We start from the raw sequence: 17,889 nt of genomic DNA on the forward strand, positions 1-17,889 counted from the left end.
GTCTCCTCCCGTACGGGAGGAGACCGGGCCCTGGTGCGTGTACGGGGGCTACGGCGCCGGAACGATCCGGCCGGTCACCTCGCCGAGCGCGACCTGCGTGCCGTCCGGGCCGGGGGCCCACGCGGTCAGCGTGACCGTGTCGCCGTCCTCCAGGAACGTCCGCTTCCCGGTGGGCAGTTCGAGCGCGTCGCGGCCGTTCCACGTCAGCTCGAGCAGCGAGCCGCGCTGGTGCACCTCGGGGCCCGAGACCGTGCCGGAGCCGTACAGGTCACCGGTCCGCAGCGACGCTCCGTTGACCGTCATGTGGGCGAGCTGCTGGGCGGCCGTCCAGTACATCGTGGCGAACGGCGGCTCCGAGACCACCTCGCCGTTGATCTCGACGGTGATCCGCAGGTCGAAGCCGCCGGGCTCCTCATCGGCGGAGTCGTCCAGGTACGGCAGGAGGTCGAAGTCCCGGGCCGGCGGGTCGGTGCGGGCCGCGTCCAGGGCCTCCAGGGGGGTCACCCAGGCCGAGACGGACGTCGCGAAGGACTTGCCGAGGAACGGGCCGAGCGGCACGTACTCCCAGGCCTGGATGTCCCGGGCCGACCAGTCGTTGAGGAGCGTCAGACCGAAGACGTGCTCACGGAAGTCGCCGAGCGGGACCGGCGTGCCGTGCGCGGACGGGGTGCCGACGACGAAGCCGACCTCCGCCTCGATGTCCAGCTTCACCGAAGGACCGAAGACCGGCGCCGGGTCGGTGGGCGCCTTGCGCTGCCCGGAGGGGCGTACGACGTCGGTGCCGGAGACGACGACCGTGCCGGCGCGACCGTGGTAACCGATGGGCAGATGCTTCCAGTTGGGCGTGAGCGGCTCGCCGTCCGGGCGGAAGATGTGGCCGACGTTGGTGGCGTGGTGCTCGCTCGCGTAGAAGTCGACGTAGTCCGCGACCTCGTACGGCAGATGCATCGTGACCGCGTCGAGCGGGTGCAGCAGGGGCTCTATCTCCGGCCGGTGGGCCGGCACGGTCACCCAGGCGGTCAGAGCCCGGCGCACATCGCGCCAGGCGGTCCGGCCGGCGGCGAGGAGCGGGTTGAGGCTGGGCTGGGCGAGCAGCGCGGCGTAGGGGGACCCGAGCGCGTGCGCCGCGGCCCCCGCGTCGAGAACATGACCGCCGATGCGGACGCCGACCCTCCGCCGGTCGGGCTCGTCGGCGGTGGAGAAGACGCCGTACGGAAGGTTGTGCGGGCCGAAGGGATCGCCTTCGGCCAGGTCGAGCGGGGACTGCTCGGGCATCGGTGCTTGCCTCGCTTTCCACGGGTGTGGGGGACACGTTACGGGGCGGGCCGCTCGGCGCGGATGACATGGGTCACACAAAAAGTGGGGCCTCCGTGCACAACTGTCCATGTTCGCGCGCTTTATGCGTCCTGTGGGTGCGCTGTGCGACTGAGCGCGTTCAATTCGCTCTTTTCCAGGGCCATATCCGGGTCATACGATCTCGGCAACGTCGCACCGCGTGAAGACCGCCGCAGGCGCGACCTCCCATTTGCCTTTCATCTTCTCTCGACCAGAAAAAGGTCCACCTTGAAGATTCGCCGCATTCTCGCGACGGCCGTGGCCGCCGCCGTGACGACCCCGGTCGTCTTCCTCTCCGCCGCCCCGGCGTTCGCGGACACGAAGCCGGCGGCGCCGGCGCAGACGCAGGACGAGCAGCCGTCGATCGAGCAGCTGAAGCTCGCGGTCGCGGCGGCGCAGAAGGCGTACGACGCCGCGGTCGTCGCGGAGGCCGACCTCCAGAAGGCGCTCGACGCCCTGGCGAAGGACGACCACCCGCTGGTGGTGGCCGCCGCCAAGGCGAAGAAGGCCGCCGAGGAGGCCGCCACCGCGAAGACCGCCGCCGACGCGAAGGTCACCGAGACCGAGGCCGCGCTGGCCGCCCTGCCGGCCGACGCCACCCCCGAGCAGAAGGCCGCCGCGGAAGCGGCCGTCGCCGAGGCCAAGACGGCCGCCGAGACCGCCGCCGCTGCCAAGACCGCCGCCGACACCAAGGCGGCCGAGGCCGCCACGGCGGTCGACGACAAGCGTGTGGCCCTCCTGCGGGAGGCCGGTGCCGCCAAGGTGACCAAGGACGAGGCTCTCAAGGCCCTCAAGGCCGCCGAGAAGGCGCTCGAGGACGCCGAGGCCGAGGTGCCGGTCGACGACTGCGTCGAGGAGTCCAAGCTGACGGTCGGCCTGACCGGCCCGAAGAAGGTCGTCGCCGGTACGAGCGCCGTCTTCACGCTGAAGATCACCAACGGCACCGGCAAGTCGCTGGACGAGGTGGGCGCCTACGCCGAGGCCTTCAACATGGACTCGATGGAGGACAAGGACCTCGACAAGTACCTGGACCTGTCCTGGTCCACCGCCGCCAATCCGGAGTGGCAGCACTTCGACGAGGCGACCGGTGCCATCGCCGGTGCGGTGAAGCCCGGCGGCCACGCCGACATCAAGCTGCGCCTCACGGTCGACGCGAAGTCCCCGGCCGGCGACGGCATCATGTTCGCCGCGGGCGGCTACGAGAACAACGACGGTTCGTGCGGCTGGTCGAAGGAGGCCGGCTCGGTCGAGTTCGACATCGTCGCCAAGTCGAAGCCCGGCACCGGTACCGGAACCACCGGTGGCGGCAACACCAACACCACCGGGCAGGGCGGCACCTCCACCACCGCGGTGAACGGCGGCGGTAACGGCAACACCGCCACCAACGGCTCCCTCGCCAAGACCGGCTCGAACGACGCCGTCCCGCAGATCGCCCTCGCGGGCGCCGCGGCCGTCGTCCTCGGCGCCGGAGCGATGGTCGTCGTCCGCCGCCGCAAGGCCGGTTCGAACGCCTGATCCGAGCAGTAAGTGAGGGCCCGCATTCCACCAGGAATGCGGGCCCCTTTCCTCTTCCCGCCTCACCCCGCCGTTCGCGGAATCCGTTTCTCCCAGGTCCGGTGGAAGACGACTTCCCCGCCCTCTTTGCACACCACCTCGTTCGACGTCACGAATGCGTCCGCGTCGCACGAGATCTCCGAGCGGGAGTCGACCGTCACGTCCCACGCCCGTTCCGGTCGGTGGAGGCGGATCGTCCAGGTCGAGAGGGTGTGGGCGGACAGGGGGTCGTTCTCCGTGATCGTGTACGTCTCCAGGGCGTCCTCGGTGAATTCGAGGCCGTCCGGGTAGACCCGTGTGCCGCCGTAGCGGGGGTCCACCTCCAGCTTCCATTCGCCTCTGGCCACGTCCCGCACGACCAGCCGCTCCGGGCGGGGTTCCTCCAGGGTCGCCGGGATCACCACGCCCAGGGGTTCGGACTGTTCCGGGGCCTGCCACTCCACCGCGTCGTCCGTGTGGCGGCGGACCGGGAGGGTCAGGTTCGAGGCGGTCGGGGTGAGGGTGAAGCCCGCCGCGTCCGGTTGCGGCCAGATCCACGGCCAGTACGCGGAGGAGACCGCGAGCCGGACCCGGTGGCCGGGCGGGAAGGTGTGGCCGATGCCGTTCAGTTCGAAGACGAAGTCCTCCACCTCGCCGACCTGCGCCTCCACCGCCCGGTCCCGGCCGTAGCGCGCGGAGAAGTTCAGGACGCCTCGGGTGACCAGGGTCGAGGAGCCGTCCGGGGCGATGTCGCAGAGGCGGGCGATCACCTGGCCCGTCGGGGCGCCGGCGCGGAGGGAGAGGCTCACCGTGGGGCGGCCCAGGATCTCGATCGGGCCGCCGTCCTCCGGGACCGCGAAGTCGAAGCAGGCCGAGTGGGCGTCCTCGTCGCGCTGGTCGGGCGGCAGGTCCGCGTCGTTGCCGAAGGGGAAGAAGCGCCCCGCGTCGAGGCCGGTCTGCTGCGGCGAGTCGACCACGACCGCGTCGCCCTGGAAGGCGTACGTCACGGGGGTGACGTTCGGGGACGGCCAGGCGGGGTCGGCGACCCAGCGGCCCGGCAGCTCCTCGTAGACCGTGGCCGGCGGGTGCGACTCGCTGATCCAGGAGCGCAGCAGCGGCTCGGCCATGACGTCGTTGTCGGCGCCCTTGAGGTGGTGGTCCCACCACCGCAGCGTCTCCTGGAGGAAGCCGATCGCCGGCCCGGGCGGAAGGCCGCGGTCCGGGTACTGGTGGGACCACGGCCCGATGATCCCGCGCACCCGGTCCTGGGGGAGGTGTTCCACAAGCCGCAGCACGGTGTCCCGGTACGGGTCGTGCCAGCCGCCGACCGCGAGGACGGCCGCCCTGATCGATCCGTAGTCCTCGCAGACGCTGCCGTGCTGCCAGTACGCGTCGCGGGTCTGGTGGGCGAGCCAGGTGTGGATGAACGGGTCCACCGCCTCCAGGCGCCGCAGCCACATCTCCCGCCACTCCTCACCCACGTACTGCGGGTCCGGCGGCCGGGAGGCGAAGGCGAGCATGGTGGCCGCCCAGGCGTGCATGTCCACGGCGAGGACGGAGCCGCCCATGTAGTGGACGTCGTTGTCGTAGCGGTCGTCGGTCGAGCAGACCGTGACGATCGCCTTCAGCGGCTCGGGGGCGAGCGCGGCGATCTGGAGCGAGTTGAAGCCGCCCCAGGAGATGCCGAACATGCCGACCTTCCCCGTGCACCAGGGCTGCTCGGCGAGCCAGTTCACCACCGCCACGCCGTCCGCCAGCTCGACGGGGTCGTACTCGTCCCCGGGCAGCCCCTCGCTGTTGCCGTGCCCGCGTACGTCGACGCGTACGGAGGCGTAGCCGTGCCCGGCGTACCAGGGGTGGCGCTGCCAGTCGCGGGGCGCCGTCCAGTCGGTGAGGCGGTACGGGAGGTACTCCAGGAGGGCCGGGACGGGCTCCTCGGTGACCGGGCGCCAGATCCGGGCGTACAGCCTCGTGCCGTCCGGGAGCGGGATCCGGACATCCTCGTGGGTGGTCTCGTACGGGAACTCGGTACGGATGCGCATGACGGACCAACCTCGGTGAAGGGACCAGCCTCAGTGGACGGGGTGCATGGTGCGGCGCAGCCAGGGCGCCATGGCGATCACGACGAGACCCACGACGACGGCGATCGCGCCGTTGACGCCGAAGTAGGCGGGCTTGGAGACGTCGTCGTAGAGCTTCACGGTCTGCGCCTGGATGCCGTTGGCGAGTGCGAGGGAGAGGAACCAGAGGGACATCGTCTGGCTGGAGAAGGCCTTCGGGGCGAGCTTGGTGGTGGCGGACATGCCGGAGGTCTCCAGGAGGACGTCACCGAGGCCGAGCAGCAGGTACGAGCCGACGATCCACCAGGCCGCCATCTTGTACGTGTCGTCGCCGTGCCCGGAGGTCGGCAGCACCATCAGCAGGAACGACAGGCCGCCGAGGATCACCCCGAACGCGATCTTGTTGGAGGCGTGCGGCTGGTCGTGGCCCATCCGGGCCCAGACGGCGGCCACGACGGGCGCCAGGGCCACCTCGAAGGCGCCGAGGGCGCTGGCGTACCAACTGGCCGGGAAGTCGAAGCCGAGGATGGTCGTGCGGGCGTTGGTGGAGGCCAGCAGGATCATCGTCGAGTACGCCTGGAAGAGGATGAAGTTGAACACCACCGAGGCCAGGAACAGCACGATGTACGGCTTGAGTCGGCCGCGCTCCTCCGCGGTGACCCGGGGGCTCTTGAACATCACCCAGAAGTAGACGACCGGGGCGATCACCGAGACGAGCGTCAGCAGGTCGACGAAGCGGTCCATGGTCAGCCAGCCGGCACCGGCCAGCAGGGTGGCCGCGACCCCCACGGCGATCGTGCCGAGGACGATCAGCCGGATCGCCCGGCGCATGGCGTCGGGGGCGAGCGCGAACTCGGCGGAATGCTTGCGCCCGGCCAGGTGACGGCGGCCCAGGACGTACTGGAGCAGGCCGAACGTCATGCCGATGGCGGCGGCCGAGAATCCCCAGTGGTACCCGCGGTGGTCGGCGAGCCAGCCCGTGATCAGCGGTCCGGCGAACGCGCCGATGTTGATCGCCATGTAGTAGAGCGCGAAGCCCGCGTCCCGGCGGTCGTCCTCGGTGCCGTAGAGCTTGCCGACCATGGTGGCCACGTTGGGCTTGAGCAGGCCGGTTCCGGCGCTGATGAGACCGAGGCCGCCCCAGGTCATGGCGGCCGTCGGCACGGCCATCGCATAGTGGCCGCAGGCGATGAGGATGCCGCCCCAGAGCACCGCGCGGTACGAGCCGAGGATGCGGTCCGCGAGCCAGCCGCCGGCCACCGACACCAGGTAGACGAGCGTCCCGTACGCGGCCGCGACCGAGGCCGCGGTGCCCGGCGACATTCCCAGGCCCTCGTTCGCGACGGAGTCGGCGAAGTAGAGGACGAGGATCGCCTGCATCCCGAGGAAGGAGAATCGCTCCCAGACCTCCAGGCCCGAGAGGGTGAGGAGCCCCTTCGGTTGGCCGAAGAAGGCATGATCGTCTTCGGGCGGCGGCTGCTCGCCGCTCGTGTCTTCATCGATCACTGTTCGGGACAAAACGCCTACTCCTGGTCGTATGAGCTGATCACGAACATACCGGGGGTGGCGGGAAGGCGCCCATGGTGATCGAAAGGCGACCGGATACGCTGACTTGAGTGAATCGAGCGACACATCGACAATCCGTGTGATCGTCAGCAGGCGTCAGCAGACAGGAGACCCCCTCGTGACCGTCGTCGGGCCGTTCGGTCTTAGCGTGCGGGACCAGGCTCTTGAGGCCGATGTCCAGACCGGATTGGCGGCCGTGGAGGCAGGGCTCCTCGACGCCACCAAGAGCGAGGTCCCGTTCATCACGGAGGCCGCGCGGCATCTCGTCCTGGCCGGTGGCAAGCGTTTCCGGCCGCTGCTCGTGATGCTCGCCGCCCAGTTCGGCGACCCCTACGCGCCGGGCATCGTGCCCTCGGCCGTCGTCGTCGAGCTCACCCACCTCGCCACGCTCTACCACGACGACGTCATGGACGAGGCGGACGTGCGGCGCGGCGTCGACAGCGCGAACACCCGATGGGGCAACTCGATCGCCGTCCTCACGGGTGACTTCCTGTTCGCCCGAGCGTCGCACACGCTGGCGGACCTCGGACCCGAGGCCGTGCGCATCCAGTCGGAGGCGTTCGAACGTCTGGTCACCGGTCAGATCCTGGAGACCGCAGGACCGCAGGGCGACCGCGACCCCGTCGACCACTACCTCGACGTCCTGGGCGGCAAGACCGGCTCGCTCGTCGCGGTCTCGTGCCGCTTCGGCGCGATGATGTCCGGCGCGGACGAGAGCGTCGTCGACATCCTCACCCAGTACGGCGAGCGCCTCGGCGTCGCCTTCCAGCTCGCCGACGACGTCCTCGACATCGCCTCCGACTCCCACGAGTCCGGCAAGACCCCGGGTACGGACCTCAGGGAGGGCATCCCCACCCTCCCGGTCCTCCACCTGCGCGCCGCCGCGGCGGCCCACGGGCGCCCGGAGGACGTGGAGCTGGTCGAGCTCGTCGACAGCGACCTCAGCGACGACGCACGGCACGCCGAGGCCCTGCGGCGGCTGCGCGTCCACCCCGCCCTTGAGCAGGCCCGGCGGGACACCGTGCGCTACGCCGAGGAGGCACGGGCGATGCTCGCGCCGCTGCCCGAGGGGTACGCGAAGGCGGCCCTGGAGGAGCTGTGCGACGCGGTGGTCCACCGCGCGGGCTAGGGGCTCTCAGGGTCGGGTCATCCCGTAGCAGTACGCGAGGTTGCGCCCCGGGTCTGACGATTCCGTCTTCCGTCTTTGGTCAGATGGAGTCATCGACCACGGAGGTAGGACAGACCATGGCAGACACCCGTAAGGCGAGCCGTTACATCGTCCCGGTCGCGGTGGCCGGAGTGGCCGCGGCGACCATCGGGCTCGTACCGGCTCTGGCGGCGTCCGGCGACCCGGACCTGCCGGAGATCACGGCGCAGCAGCTGATCGAGAAGATCGCGGCGTCGGATACGCAGACGCTGTCCGGCACGTTCAAGGTGAGCACGGACCTGGGCCTGCCCTCGCTCGCGGGCCTGGCCGGCAGCCTCGGCGGCGGCTCCGGCTCCGCTTCCGCGGACCCGCAGGAGAAGCTGACGCAGCTGGTCTCGGGCACGCACACGCTGCGCGTGGCCGCCGACGGCCCGGACAAGCAGAAGCTGACGATCCTGGACGGCTCGGACGAGTACAGCCTGATCCACAACGGCGACGACGTGTGGGGGTACGACAGCAAGTCGAACGAGGTCTTCCACGAGAAGACGGACGGCGCCGGCAAGGCGCCCGAGAAGGAGCTCCCGGCCACGCCCAAGGAGCTCGCCGACGAGATCCTGAAGGCCGCGGACGGCACGACGTCGATCACGGTCGGCGGCACCGCGAAGGTGGCCGGCCGGGACGCGTACCAGCTGGTGATCAAGCCGAAGCAGAGCGGCTCGACGGTCGAGTCCGTGAAGGTCGCGGTGGACGCGCAGAACGGCACGCCGCTGAAGTTCACGCTGGCGTCGGTCGAGGGCGGCAAGCCGGTCGTCGACGCGGGCTTCACGAAGGTCGACTTCGGCAAGCCGGCGGCGTCGACGTTCGACTTCAAGGCGCCGAAGGGCGCGAAGGTGACGGAGGGTGCGTCGGAGGGTTCGGCGGACCACGAGAAGGCACCCGAGGACTTCGCCAAGGAGTTCGGCGGCTTCGCGGACCTCACCGGCGCCGAGGGGGCGAACGTCATCGGCGAGGGCTGGACGGCGATCGCGACGTTCGACACCGGCGCCGCGGCCCCGAAGACGGACGAGGCCCCGAAGGAGGTCCAGGGCTTCCTGGACGCGCTCGGGGACAAGGTCACCGGCACGTTCGGCTCGGGCACCGTCTTCAAGACGAAGATCGTGAACGCGCTGATGACGGACGACGGCAAGGTGTACGTCGGCGCGGTGACGAAGGACGCGCTGGTGGACGCGGCGAACGCCGCGAAGTAACGCGCGGCGGCGCGGATTGGGACCCCGGGCGGGTCGGGGGCGATGGTCACCGACCCACCCGGGAGTTTCTTGTGCGCGCAGTGCGTACGGACTGCTTACGGGACTGCGTACGGGACTGCTTACGGGAACGTCAGGCTGAAGCTGTTGATGTAGCCGGTGTCCTGCGCGGCCTTGTCCTGGACCCGGAGCTTCCAGGCGCCGTTGGCGACCTCGCTGGAGGCGTTGACCGTGTAGGTGGCCTTCACGTTGTCGGCCGAGTCGGAGGACGAGAACGGCTTCAGGTTGTAGACGGAGCCGTCCGGGGCGAGCAGGTCGACGACCAGGTCACCGCGCCAGGTGTGGACGATGTCCACGCCGACCTTGAGGGTGGAGGGCGCGTTGCCGGTGATGCCGGTGACGTCGACCGTGGAGGTCACCGCGGCGCCGTTGTCCGGGACGGACACGTCGGCGGTGTTCTCGAAGACCTTGCCGGGGGGCGTGGTCGTCCCGGCCGACAGCGTCCAGATCGCGTGGGCGATGGCATCGCTGTTGCGGTCGAGGGCGGTGTCGTTGATGTTCGAGGTGGTGTCGCAGGAGGAGTGGTAGCAGCGGTCGAAGGCCGTGGCCGTACCGCCCCACTTCTGGACCTGCGCGCTGGACTTCACCCGGCTGGCGCCGGTGAACAGACCGCCGACGGGTATGCCGACGTTCTTGAACGAGGCGTGGTCGGAGCGGCCGTCGCCCTCGGTCTCGATCTCGGTGGGGACGCCGAGGCCGGCGAAGTAGTCCTTGAAGGTCTGCTCGATGGCGGGGTCGTCGTCGTAGACGAAGTAGCCGGGGTTGGGCGACCCGATCATGTCGAAGTTCAGATACCCGGAGACCTTCGAACGCTCCGTGGTGGGCAGCTGGTTGACGTAGTACTTCGACCCGACGAGCCCGAGCTCCTCGGCGCCCCACCAGCCGAAGCGCAGATGCTTCGTGGGCTGGAGGTTGGCCCGGGAGACGGCGAGCGCGGTCTCGAGGACGGCGGCGGAACCGGAGCCGTTGTCGTTGATGCCGGCGCCGGAGGAGACGGAGTCGAGGTGCGCGCCGGCCATGAGGACCTGGTTCGGGTCGCCGCCCGGCCAGTCGGCTATCAGGTTGTAGCCGGTGGCGCCGTTGGAGGTGAACTGCTGGACGGTGGTGGTGTATCCGGCCGCGTCCAGCTTGGCCTTCACGAAGTCGATGGACGCCTTGTAGCCGGTGCGGCCGTGGGCGCGGTTGCCGCCGTTGGCGGTGGCGATCGACTGGAGGTCGGTGAGGTGCTGTTTGACGTTGGCGAGCGGGATGTCGGGCGCGGCGACGGCGGCGCCGGGCGCGGCGTTCGCCGAGGCGCCGGTGAAACCGGCGAGGGCGAGCGCGGCGACGGCGGAGAGCGCGGCGGCACGTCTGGGCACGGAGAACTTCATGTGGGGGCTCCGGATTCCGAACGGGGATGGGACGGAACGTGCGAGACGCCCCGGGGCGTGGGTGCCACGAGGCGCTGGAGCTGTGCGGGTGGTGCGTGGGCTGAATGTTCGGCGAGAATTTGACTTCTCGTCAAGAGCGGAAACCGGTCAAGGGCGTTCGCTCACCGGACGAGGCCGTCCAGTGCGCCCTCCACGGCCTCCCGGACGTCCGGGTGCGGGTCCTGCGCCAACTCCCGTAGCAGGGCGCCGACTCCGGGCGTGGACCAGTACGTCACCGCCTCGACGAGCGCGACCCGCACGGCGGCGTCGGGATGCCGGGCGAGCCCGGCCAGCCGCTCCAGGGGCCCGCGGCGCCTGAACCCGTACCAGCGCAGCGCCTCGCCCAGCGCGACGGCGTCTCCCTCGGCCTCGGCCGCCTCGACCCGCGCGAGCAGCACGCGGGGCGGGGGAGGGGGCCCGTCCAGGGGGTGCGGCCGGCGCTCCCGCAGCCTCCGCGACCCGTACTCGCCGCGCACCCGGCAGCCGTCACACGTGCAGGGTGTCCTGCCGTGCGCGTCGGGGAAGTACCGCCACCCGTTGACCTGCCGCACCCGTCGGATGCTCCGTACCTCGCCGCGCGCGACGGCCCGGGGCAGAAACACCTCCCACCCCCGCGGATCACCGAGCGCGCTCACCGTGCGCACCGCCTCGGCCGCCGTCGTCTCCGCAGGCTCCCGCTCGCTGTACCGCCCGACGGTGACGGTCTCCCCGTCCGCGACCTTGACGTGCACGGCGACGACATCGCGCGGCCCGGGCCGGCGGGACAGCTCCCGCAGCCACTGGTGGGTGAGCGCGTACGACGGCAGGACGGGAAACAGGTAGACCCCGCGGCCGGCCGCGCCGAGCCCGCTGCCACGACCGTGGCTGAGGGCGCGTACGCCGGCGCGGCGGATCCGCGGTGCGTTGGCCGACGCTGTCAGGTGCACGAAGGTCGCCATGGGGGACACCGTCCACGGTGACGGACCGCGGCCGCAACGGGTTTGTGGAGGCTACGGCGGCCGCGGGTGCCGGGCAGGCCCTACGGCGTGCCGGGCAGCCGGACCGTGGCGAGGAGGCCGCCGGCGGGGCGGGGGGCGAGGTCGAGGGTTCCGTCGTGGGCGCGGACGATGCTGTGCACGATGGCCAGGCCGAGGCCGACGCCGGCGTGCTCGTCGGTGCGTACGCGTTCCGTGCCGCGCTGGAAGGGTTCGGTGAGGGTCGGTACCAGTTCCGGAGGGAGCAGACGGCCCGTGTTCTCGACCCGTAGCACGCTCGTGTCGCCGTCGGTCTCGGTGTGGACCGTCACGGTGCCGCCGGCGGGGAGGTTGTGGACGACGGCGTTCTGGACGAGGTTCGTCACCATCCGCAGCAGGAGCTCCGCGGAGCCGCTGGTCCGGGCCGCGCCGCCGGTGACGTCGAGCGTGATCCCGCGCTGTTCGGCGGTGGGAAGGAGCGTTTCGGCGGCCTCTTCGGCGAGGAGGGAGAGGTCGACGCTCTCGCGGTCGAAGTTCCCGCGGTCGCCGCGGCTGAGCAGCAGGAGGGCCTCGGTGAGGTCGATCGCCCGCGTGTTGACGGCCTGCAGGCGTGCGAGGAGTTCGTCCCGGTCCCGTGCGGGGTCCCGGCGGGCAACGTCGAGCAGGGTCTGCGAGATGGCCAGGGGGGTGCGCAGTTCGTGGGAGGCGTTCGCGGCGAACCGCTGCTGCTCGGCGACGTGCGACTCGAGTTGTTCGAGCATCGAGTCGAACGCGTCGGAGAGTTCACGGAATTCGTCCTGGCGGCCCTCCATGCGGATCCGGTGGGACAGCGATCCGTTCCCGGCCATCCGTGCCGCGGCCGTGATCCGGGTGAGTGGTGCGAGCATCCGGCCGGCGAGGATCCATCCCCCGACGAGGCCGAACACGAGCAGGAGGGCCATCGCCACGGCCGCGGCGGGGGCGAAGGTGCGCACGAGGAGGTAACGGTTGGGTGAGATCCCCAGAAGGCCCTGAGAGTTGTCGGGTACGTAGCGCAGCAGGAACACCCACACCACGGCCAGCAGGAGAGCGCCGGCGACGGCGAGGAACCCGGCGTAGCTGAGGGTGAGTTTCAGTCGGACGCTGAGCCCTGGGCGTCTACTGGCCATGGGTGCTGCCGGTGTCGATGCGGTAGCCGACGCCCGGCACCGTGGCGATGATCCACGGTTCGCCGAGCCGTTTGCGCAGTGCGGAGACGGTGATGCGCACGGCGTTGGTGAGGGGGTCGGCGTTCTCGTCCCAGGCCCGTTCCAGCAGCTCTTCGGTGCTGACGACCCCGCCCTCGGCGGCCACGAGGACTTCGAGCACGGCGAACTGCTTCCGGGTGAGCGCGACGTAGCGTCCGTCGCGGAAGACCTCCCGGCGGAAGGGGTCGAGCCGCAGGCCCGCGATCTCGCGGACCGGGGGTCGGGCGTACGCGCGTCTGCGGTCGAGCGCCCTCAGTCGCAGGACGAGCTCCCGCAGCTCGAACGGTTTGGTGAGGTAGTCGTCGGCGCCGAGCTCGAAACCGGAAGCCTTGTCGTCGATCCGGTCGGCAGCGGTGAGCATGAGGATCGGGATGCCGCTGCCGGAGGCGACGATGCGCCGGGCGACCTCGTCGCCGGAGGGGCCGGGGATGTCGCGGTCGAGGACCGCGAGGTCGTAGGAGTTGACGCTGAGCAGTTCCAGGGCGGAGTCGCCGTCGCCTGCGATGTCGGCGGCGATCGCCTCGAGCCGCAGACCGTCACGGACGGCTTCTGCCAGGTAGGGCTCGTCCTCCACGATCAGTACGCGCATGTCCGAAGCCTAAGCAGCACGACATGTCGCCGACGTATGCAACGACGTGTGCACACCGGACCCGCGACTCAGCCTGCCGGTACCGGCGCGGGGCGAGGCTGCTCCGACGGCGCTTCCGCCGCGGTGCGCCACCAGCGGCGCGACGCCAGCGCGCCAAGACCGGCGCCGACGGCGTTGACCAGGACGTCGTCCACGGACGACACCCGGTCGAGCTGGAGAACGTACTGTGCGGTCTCGACCAGGACCGAGCAGCCCGCCCCGAGCGCCAGGATCCGCGGCACGGAGGCCGGCGCGGCGAACCGCATCGGGGCGAAGAACCCCAGCGAGGCGAAGACCAGCAGATTGCCGCCGATCCCGAGCGGCCCCATCGTGACCAGGTCCCGCAGCGGCACCAGGCTCACCCGGCCCGGGACGATGCCGGCCCCGGCGCCCGGCATCATGGTCATCCACACCCACGGCACCGTCCCGTGGACCATGCCCACCTCGGCCAGCGACAGCCGCCACGCCGACGCGACACCGGCGGCACGCCGACGCCACGCCAGGGCCCACACCACCAGCAAGCTCAGCGGCAGCGCGACCAGCGTCATGAGCACCACACCGTTGAACGTGTCGAAGCACCCGTGCCACCGCCCGGCCATGCACCTCGGAGCGGCCATCATGAGCGGCCCGCGCACGACGAACAGGGCGCTCGACACACCGAGGACCGCCAGGCCGAGGAACACGACCCGGCGCGTGCGGCCGGGCGGTGCCGACAGGGTTGGGTCCAGGGTTGCGTCGTGGTTCATGCCCTCATTGGACACGGAGGGCCGTTGCGGCGGTGTATGCGATTTTCGATACGCCCGCGATATACGGAATCCCCGGCATCAAGACCGCGACCTGAGTACGGGTACTCATGCGTGCCGAGTCCGAGGCGCGGGAGGGTGGGCAGAAGGGCAGAGTTCGGACATCGGGGGCGGGATGGGTTCGGCTCGGAGGCTGGGCACCGGGTTGTCGGCCTTGGCGTGCGCCGTGATGGCGGCCATGACGAGCGCGTGTGCGCGGCCGCCCGACGACGCCGAGTTGCGGGCCGCGGCGACAGCGGACGGCACGCGGCAGATCCGGGAGTCGAAGGAGCGGGGCGTACGGGAGCTGCTGGCGCGCCTGGCCGAGGTGGAGGGGCTTCGGCCCGGCTACACCGTCTTCCAGGACGTGTGCGCCGGAGCCCCGGACGGCAACCTCCTGGAGCCGGCCACGGGTCCGCTGATGACCTGTTCGATGAGTCTGACCGCGGTGTTCGGGGTCGAGGGCGACGTCACCGAGGTGCTGCGGCGCATCGACGCCGCGCGCGTCGTGCGATGGCAGCCCAATGTCAACGGCCCCGGGAGCGCGTCGGGGGGAACGCTCCAGAACGCGCTGGAGTATCACCGGCAGAGGGGTGTCTTCCCGGACGGTCGCCTGATGCCCGCGCCGCACCTCGAGTCGGAGGACGGCACGGTGACGATCACCTGGGACCACCCGACCCTCCCCGGCCATCCGCCTGCCTCGAGCCGGGTCGGGAGCCACGGCCGTGCTGGCGGCGGGCGACGGACGGCGCCCACCTGCCCACCCGAGTCCCCGGTCTACTCCCGGTGCCGGATCGACCCGGAGCGACCTCAGTCCGTGCCGGCGATCCGCGCCCGGTACGGAACGGTCCTCGAGGTCGAGATCGACCCGGACGGCCAACTCGGATACTTCGAGGTGCCCCGCCCGCGCTAGTCCCCCGACCGGGACCGACCCGGCCCTTCGGGCTGTGGAGCTGCGGCTGCCGCCTGGTGGGTGATTGACTGCACCGCATGGACCTCGCGCGAGAGATCCCCAGACCATCGGACGAGCCCGGCCCTGTCTCCACGGCCGCCGTCGCGCCCCCGCTCGACCCCGAACTGCGGGTGGCGCTCGCGGCTTTGGGGGACCGGGCGAGGGAGCCGCTGACGCCGGAGAACCTCGCGGACCGGCAGGAGCGGGATGCCTCGGCCCGGCCCAGGCCGACGCTTCGCGAGCTCCGGGCCGACGGGCGCTTCGAGGTGGACGAGCTGCGTGTGCCCGGGGCGTCGGGCGGGCCGGACGTCACGCTCGTGAGCGCACGGCCCGCCGGCCTCGCCGGACCGTTGCCGCTGCTGTACTACATGCACGGCGGCGGAATGGTCATGGGCAACGCGTGGTCCGTCCTTCCGCGGCTGCTGCACGACTGGGCTCTCCCACTGGAGTTGGCCGTCATCTCCGTCGAGTACCGGCTGGCACCGCAGACGCGGTACCCCGGGCAGGTGGAGGACTGTTACGCCGGACTCGACTGGGTGGCCGAGCACGCGGCCGAACTGGACATCGACGCGGACCGCATCGTCATCGGCGGCAAGAGTGCCGGCGGCGGACTCGCCGCGGCGCTCGCCCTCCTCACCCGGGACCGAGGCGGCCCCACACCCATCGGGCAACTGCTCCTGTGCCCGATGCTGGACGACCGTGACGACACCTTCTCCGGCCACCAGATGGTCGGCGTCGACTTGCTGAACCGCACCTCCCTCGCGACCGCGTGGCAGGCGCTGCTGGGCGAGCGGTACGCCGCCGCGGACCTTCCGCCCTACGCGGCTCCCGCCCGCGCCACTGATCTGTCCCGGCTCCCCCCGGCGTACATCGACGTCGGGTCGGCCGAGACCCTCAGGGACGAGGACGTGGCCTACGCCAACGCGATCTGGCAGGCCGGCGGCGAGGCCGAACTGCACGTATGGCCCGGAGCCTTCCACGGCTTCGACACCGTCGCACCGCGGGCCGTCCTGAGCCAGGACGCCCGCGACGCCCGCTCCCGCTGGCTACGGCGCATCCTCACCCCGTCCGGTACGAGCCGCGGCGGCAGCGTCAGCGGACCGGCCGTCCGCTGACGCTTCACGCTCCCGTCAGGCCGCGTCGAGGGCTGCGGTGATCTTGCGGGTCATCTCGGCCATGGCGGGGCCGGGCTCGCCCTGGTGGGCCTGGGCGGCTGCTCCGAGGGCGACGACGACGGTGCCGCGGAAGTTGTCGGCCTCGGCCGGGTCCTGCTTCTTGAGCAGGGTCATCGCCGCCGTCAGGGCGGGCAGCACGTCGTCGGCGATCGCGGCGACGGACTTGCCGTCCAGGTTCTCGACCTTCGACTTCTCGGCGAGCACGTGCCCGACCAGGCCGGTCGCGGAGGCCAGGGCGATGGAGCCGTGGGTGGCGACCTTGTGGGGCGAGCCGGCGGCGTCGGCGGCAGCCAGCAGCGAGACGGCGCCGTACGCGGCGGTCCGGAGGATGAGCTTGTCCTGGTCGGTCAGGGCGACGGACATGGTGGTGTGCTCCTTCAAAGGAACGGACGGAGGGTGACTGCGGTCCTGTCGCGCCCGGGGGCGTACCGGGGCGCGGGCTCGCTGTCAGTCGTCGATCGCCTGGTAGACCGTGGTCCAGAAGTCGTGGATGAGCCGCGCCGGATCCGGGACGGACAGCCCGACCTGGGTGAGCAGGACTCCGGTGAGCTGGTTGTCCCGGTCGGCGTAGACCGTGGTGCCGGTTCCGCCGTCCCAGCCGAACTGGCCGATGGGCGCGTAGTCGCCACGGTAGGTGCGCACCGCCATCCCGTAGCCCCAGCCGCCCTGCTGCCCCTGGCCGAACGACACCTGGACGTTCTCGGTGGCCATGGCGTGCCGGGCGGCCTGCTGCTCGGGCGTGAGGCAGTTGGTGGTCATCAGCTCGACGGCGGCCCGGGACAGGATCCGCTCGGTCCCGTGCATGCCGTGGTTCAGCAGCATCCGGAAGTAGGCGTGGTAGTCGTCGACGGTGGACACCAGCCCACCGCCGCCGGACTGGAACACCGGAGGCTCGCTGACCCGTCCGCCTGCCGCCTCGTCCCACACGATGAACTCGCCGGTCTGCCGGTCGGGCGCGTAGCTGGGCGGCAGCCGGTCGATCTTGTCGGCCGGCACGTGGAGACCGGTGTCCTTCATCCCCAGTGGATCGAGGACGCGTTCGCGCAGAAACGTCTCGAACGGCCGGCCCGAGACCCTGGCGACCAGCACGCCGAGTACGTCGTGGCTGATGTGGTACTGCCAGTGCTCTCCGGGCTGGTGCATCAGCGGAAGCGTGCCGAGGCGGCGCATCCACTCGTCCGGCTCGGGCGTCGTTCCATGGCCTGTGAGCTCCAGCTCGAAGACCCTGTCCATGATCGGAGTGCCCAGCGACGTCAGATCCATGCCGAGCCCGAACGTGGAGGTCAGCAGGTCCCGTACGGTGATCGGCCGCCGCGCAGGCACGGTGTCGCCCAGCGGGCCGTCGACCCGCTTCAGCACCTGACGGTCGGCGAGTTCGGGCAGCCACTGCTCCACCAGGTCGTCCAGCCGCAGCCGGCACTCGTCGAGCAGGACCATCGCCGCCGCCATCGCGACCGGCTTGGACGTGGACGCCATCCGGAAGATCGTGTCCCGGCGCATCGGCGCGCCACCGTCGTGGCGCATCGTCCCGAGCGCTTCGACGTGCGTCTCATCTCCCCGGCTGACCAGGGCGACGAGCCCCGGAATCCTCCCGGACTCGACATGCCGCGCCAGCACGTCGCGCACCCTGCGCAGCCCGGCTTCGGAGAAGCCGCGGTTGCTCTGTCTCATGATGAATCTCCCTGCATACAGTGTTTGATCTTCAAGACCCGTCCCGGCGCGGCACTCATGGCCCCGGCGACCCGGGGCTCGGTCAGCTCGCCCCACGTCAGCGCATGGCATCAGCGTGGCCGGGCGGGCTCCCGCGAACAACGGCGAA

Annotated in this window: 15 protein-coding genes; 5 read left to right on the forward strand and 10 right to left on the reverse strand. The window is 71.1% G+C overall.

The genetic code is table 11. The annotated features are described in order from the left end of the window. Positions 1-48 precede the first annotated feature (48 nt). The gene (gene fahA / locus ACFV9D_RS13530; RefSeq protein WP_385144935.1) at positions 49-1,275 is read right to left on the reverse strand and encodes a fumarylacetoacetase; all 1,227 of its coding nucleotides are present in this window, start codon (positions 1,273-1,275) and stop codon (positions 49-51) included. Positions 1,276-1,563: 288 nt separating this feature from the next. Between fahA and ACFV9D_RS13535 the strand changes: the two genes are divergently transcribed. Continuing rightward, complete coding sequence (locus ACFV9D_RS13535; protein WP_385144937.1) at positions 1,564-2,850, forward strand: LPXTG cell wall anchor domain-containing protein; 1,287 nt, start codon at positions 1,564-1,566, stop codon at positions 2,848-2,850. A 62-nt stretch (positions 2,851-2,912) separates the two neighbouring features. Here the strand turns inward: ACFV9D_RS13535 and ACFV9D_RS13540 are convergent, their stop codons facing one another. Further along, positions 2,913-4,910, reverse strand: a complete 1,998-nt coding sequence (locus tag ACFV9D_RS13540; protein WP_385144939.1) for a CocE/NonD family hydrolase — start codon at positions 4,908-4,910, stop codon at positions 2,913-2,915. A 30-nt stretch (positions 4,911-4,940) separates the two neighbouring features. Then, on the reverse strand, positions 4,941-6,434 hold the full coding sequence (locus tag ACFV9D_RS13545) for a peptide MFS transporter (RefSeq protein WP_385144941.1): 1,494 nt from the start codon (positions 6,432-6,434) through the stop codon (positions 4,941-4,943). A 178-nt stretch (positions 6,435-6,612) separates the two neighbouring features. Here ACFV9D_RS13545 and ACFV9D_RS13550 point away from each other — a divergent pair, with 178 nt between their 5' ends. Further along, complete coding sequence (locus ACFV9D_RS13550) at positions 6,613-7,623, forward strand: polyprenyl synthetase family protein (RefSeq protein WP_385144943.1); 1,011 nt, start codon at positions 6,613-6,615, stop codon at positions 7,621-7,623. A gap of 116 nt (positions 7,624-7,739) precedes the next feature. Continuing rightward, positions 7,740-8,888 (forward strand): outer membrane lipoprotein carrier protein LolA, encoded by a 1,149-nt coding sequence (locus ACFV9D_RS13555; protein WP_385144945.1) that lies wholly within the window; start codon positions 7,740-7,742, stop codon positions 8,886-8,888. A 119-nt stretch (positions 8,889-9,007) separates the two neighbouring features. Here ACFV9D_RS13555 and ACFV9D_RS13560 read toward each other — a convergent pair whose 3' ends face one another. From ACFV9D_RS13560 to ACFV9D_RS13580, 5 genes are all read right to left on the reverse strand, one after another. After that, on the reverse strand, positions 9,008-10,315 hold the full coding sequence (locus ACFV9D_RS13560; RefSeq protein ID WP_385144947.1) for a M28 family peptidase: 1,308 nt from the start codon (positions 10,313-10,315) through the stop codon (positions 9,008-9,010). A 161-nt stretch (positions 10,316-10,476) separates the two neighbouring features. Beyond that, positions 10,477-11,292 carry a HEAT repeat domain-containing protein gene (locus ACFV9D_RS13565; RefSeq protein WP_385144949.1) on the reverse strand — a complete coding sequence of 272 codons (816 nt, stop codon included), beginning with the start codon at positions 11,290-11,292 and terminating at the stop codon, positions 10,477-10,479. A gap of 80 nt (positions 11,293-11,372) precedes the next feature. Then, positions 11,373-12,455 carry a sensor histidine kinase gene (locus ACFV9D_RS13570; RefSeq protein WP_385144951.1) on the reverse strand — a complete coding sequence of 361 codons (1,083 nt, stop codon included), beginning with the start codon at positions 12,453-12,455 and terminating at the stop codon, positions 11,373-11,375. After that, a complete protein-coding gene (locus tag ACFV9D_RS13575; RefSeq protein WP_385144953.1) occupies positions 12,445-13,122 on the reverse strand; it encodes a response regulator transcription factor in 678 nt (225 codons plus the stop codon). Before ACFV9D_RS13575 ends, ACFV9D_RS13570 begins: the two co-directional genes overlap by 11 nt. Positions 13,123-13,190: 68 nt before the next feature. Beyond that, a complete protein-coding gene (locus ACFV9D_RS13580; protein ID WP_385144955.1) occupies positions 13,191-13,907 on the reverse strand; it encodes a VanZ family protein in 717 nt (238 codons plus the stop codon). A 235-nt stretch (positions 13,908-14,142) separates the two neighbouring features. Between ACFV9D_RS13580 and ACFV9D_RS13585 the strand changes: the two genes are divergently transcribed. Both ACFV9D_RS13585 and ACFV9D_RS13590 read left to right on the forward strand, forming a co-directional pair. Continuing rightward, positions 14,143-14,856, forward strand: coding sequence for a hypothetical protein (locus ACFV9D_RS13585; RefSeq protein ID WP_385144957.1), 714 nt, complete (start codon positions 14,143-14,145; stop codon positions 14,854-14,856). A gap of 77 nt (positions 14,857-14,933) precedes the next feature. Continuing rightward, positions 14,934-16,010, forward strand: a complete 1,077-nt coding sequence (locus ACFV9D_RS13590; RefSeq protein ID WP_385144958.1) for an alpha/beta hydrolase — start codon at positions 14,934-14,936, stop codon at positions 16,008-16,010. A gap of 15 nt (positions 16,011-16,025) precedes the next feature. Here the strand turns inward: ACFV9D_RS13590 and ACFV9D_RS13595 are convergent, their stop codons facing one another. Both ACFV9D_RS13595 and ACFV9D_RS13600 read right to left on the reverse strand, forming a co-directional pair. Next, positions 16,026-16,433 carry a hypothetical protein gene (locus tag ACFV9D_RS13595; protein ID WP_385144960.1) on the reverse strand — a complete coding sequence of 136 codons (408 nt, stop codon included), beginning with the start codon at positions 16,431-16,433 and terminating at the stop codon, positions 16,026-16,028. Positions 16,434-16,517: 84 nt separating this feature from the next. After that, positions 16,518-17,741 carry a serine hydrolase domain-containing protein gene (locus tag ACFV9D_RS13600; protein ID WP_385144962.1) on the reverse strand — a complete coding sequence of 408 codons (1,224 nt, stop codon included), beginning with the start codon at positions 17,739-17,741 and terminating at the stop codon, positions 16,518-16,520. Positions 17,742-17,889 lie beyond the last annotated feature (148 nt).

The organism is Streptomyces sp. NPDC059875 (assembly GCF_042731085.1).
Taxonomy (GTDB): domain Bacteria; phylum Actinomycetota; class Actinomycetes; order Streptomycetales; family Streptomycetaceae; genus Streptomyces.

Excerpts from the sequence above, each read along its gene's own strand:
- fahA (WP_385144935.1), bottom strand. The coding sequence starts at position 1,275 with ATGCCCGAGCAGTCCCCGCTCGACCTGGCCGAAGGCGATCCCTTCGGC.
- ACFV9D_RS13540 (WP_385144939.1), bottom strand. The coding sequence starts at position 4,910 with ATGCGCATCCGTACCGAGTTCCCGTACGAGACCACCCACGAGGATGTC.
- ACFV9D_RS13555 (WP_385144945.1), top strand. The coding sequence starts at position 7,740 with ATGGCAGACACCCGTAAGGCGAGCCGTTACATCGTCCCGGTCGCGGTG.
- ACFV9D_RS13560 (WP_385144947.1), bottom strand. The coding sequence starts at position 10,315 with ATGAAGTTCTCCGTGCCCAGACGTGCCGCCGCGCTCTCCGCCGTCGCC.
- ACFV9D_RS13565 (WP_385144949.1), bottom strand. The coding sequence starts at position 11,292 with ATGGCGACCTTCGTGCACCTGACAGCGTCGGCCAACGCACCGCGGATC.
- ACFV9D_RS13570 (WP_385144951.1), bottom strand. The coding sequence starts at position 12,455 with ATGGCCAGTAGACGCCCAGGGCTCAGCGTCCGACTGAAACTCACCCTC.
- ACFV9D_RS13575 (WP_385144953.1), bottom strand. The coding sequence starts at position 13,122 with ATGCGCGTACTGATCGTGGAGGACGAGCCCTACCTGGCAGAAGCCGTC.
- ACFV9D_RS13580 (WP_385144955.1), bottom strand. The coding sequence starts at position 13,907 with ATGAACCACGACGCAACCCTGGACCCAACCCTGTCGGCACCGCCCGGC.
- ACFV9D_RS13585 (WP_385144957.1), top strand. The coding sequence starts at position 14,143 with ATGACGAGCGCGTGTGCGCGGCCGCCCGACGACGCCGAGTTGCGGGCC.
- ACFV9D_RS13590 (WP_385144958.1), top strand. The coding sequence starts at position 14,934 with ATGGACCTCGCGCGAGAGATCCCCAGACCATCGGACGAGCCCGGCCCT.
- ACFV9D_RS13595 (WP_385144960.1), bottom strand. The coding sequence starts at position 16,433 with ATGTCCGTCGCCCTGACCGACCAGGACAAGCTCATCCTCCGGACCGCC.
- ACFV9D_RS13600 (WP_385144962.1), bottom strand. The coding sequence starts at position 17,741 with ATGAGACAGAGCAACCGCGGCTTCTCCGAAGCCGGGCTGCGCAGGGTG.